This window comes from uncultured Brachyspira sp., assembly GCF_934747485.1.
GTDB lineage: Bacteria > Spirochaetota > Brachyspiria > Brachyspirales > Brachyspiraceae > Brachyspira.
Genome location: NZ_CAKVGN010000132.1, coordinates 1 through 1656 on the forward strand (window position 1 = coordinate 1; position 1656 = coordinate 1656).

The 1656-nt window shown below is 27.4% G+C and carries 1 protein-coding gene and 1 pseudogene; both read left to right on the top strand.

Annotated features, from left to right (window positions below; translation table 11 throughout):
* Positions 1–294: 294 nt before the first annotated feature.
* Positions 295–939: pseudogene (locus Q0H31_RS13175) on the top strand (AbgT family transporter); the annotation flags it as partial.
* 41 nt (positions 940–980) lie between these two features.
* The gene (locus tag Q0H31_RS13180; RefSeq protein ID WP_295298934.1) at positions 981–1637 is read left to right on the top strand and encodes an IS1595 family transposase; all 657 of its coding nucleotides are present in this window, start codon (positions 981–983) and stop codon (positions 1635–1637) included.
* The last annotated feature ends 19 nt before the right edge of the window (positions 1638–1656 follow it).

Below are 1656 nucleotides of genomic sequence, written 5' to 3' on the forward strand. Positions count from 1 at the left end.
GTTTATCTTTACTTAATTTACTGCGTTTCATACTTAAATTTTAACAAATTTAAGTTATCTAGGACAGCCCCAATAATAATATTGTATATAAAAATCTTGCAATACTATTGATGAATACTGAATTTAATAGTATAATCAGAGCAATTATTTTTTCTTATACTTTAATCTAATAGAATAAATAATACTTTTTTATTTAAAAACTGCTGAATTATTTGTTTTAACTATGCTTTTTAATTATAAAATATTTAATTGTATAATTATTTATTTATAAAGTTTTCACAATAGGAGTCTTATATGAATACTAAAGACATTAAAAAGTCAAATAAGTTTGAAAGTTTTTTAAATGTCATTGAGACAGTAGGCAACAAACTTCCAGACATCACTATTTTATTTTTAATAGCATTTTTTATAATGCTTATAGTGTCATGGATATTGTCTTATTTTACATTTAATTATTTTCACCCTACAACAGGAGAACAAATAAAAATAATTAATATGCTTGCCCCTACTGAAATAACAAAGTTTATAACAAAGATGACATACAACTTTATAAACTTTCCTCCTTTAGGTATTACAATTGTAGCAACACTTGGAATAGGAGCAGCTGAAGGAAGCGGATTTATTAGAATGATTCTTATAAAGTTATTAGCTATTATACCAAAAAAAGCAATAGCACCAGCAATTATATTTATTTCTGTTGTAAGCCATATAACTTCAGATTCTTCTTATGTTATATTAATGCCTATAGCTTCTATAATGTTTTTTGCAGTAGGAAGACACCCATTAGCAGGAATAGCCGCTTCATTTGCAGGACTTGCAGGAGGTTTTTCTGCAAGCTATACTCCTTCTACAATAGACCCTATAATGCAAGGTTTTACTCAAGGAGCAGCAAGACTCATAGACCCTACTTATACAGTAAATGTTTTATGTAATTATTTTTGGGGCTGGCCCAGATAACTTAAATTTGTTAAAATTTAAGTATGAAACGTAGTAAATTAAGTAAAGATAAACAATTAAAATTAATAGAGCATTTTGTAGCAGGAACTACAGCAAGGACTGCCTCAGCTCTTATTGGAATTAATCGCAAAACAGCAATATTATATTATCATCATTTACGAGAATTAATATTTGAATATGAGAAAGAAAAAGAAGAAGAAGTTTTCAATGGAGAAATAGAAGTTGATGAGAGTTATTTTGGCGGTAAAAGAAAAGGAAAAAGAGGCAGAGGAGCTAAAGATAAAATACCAGTGTTTGGTTTATTAAAAAGAGGAGGAAAAGTATATGTAAAAATGATAAATAATACTAAAATAAGCACTTTAATGCCTATTATTAGGCAAAAAGTACAGCCAGATAGTATAGTTTATTCAGATTATTATCATAGTTATGATGTATTAGATGTATCAGAATTTAGGCACTTTAGAATTAATCATAGTGAAAAGTTCGCTGAAGAAAAGAACCATATTAATGGTATAGAGAATTTTTGGAATCAAGCGAAAAGACATCTTCGTAAATTTAATGGAATACCAAAAGAACATTTTCACTTATTTATTAAAGAATGTCAATTTAGATTTAATAATCCTAAAGTTGAAAAACAATTGGAAATTATATATAATTTAGCAAAAAAGGAGCTTTTTTAGTTATCTGGGTCAGCCCCTT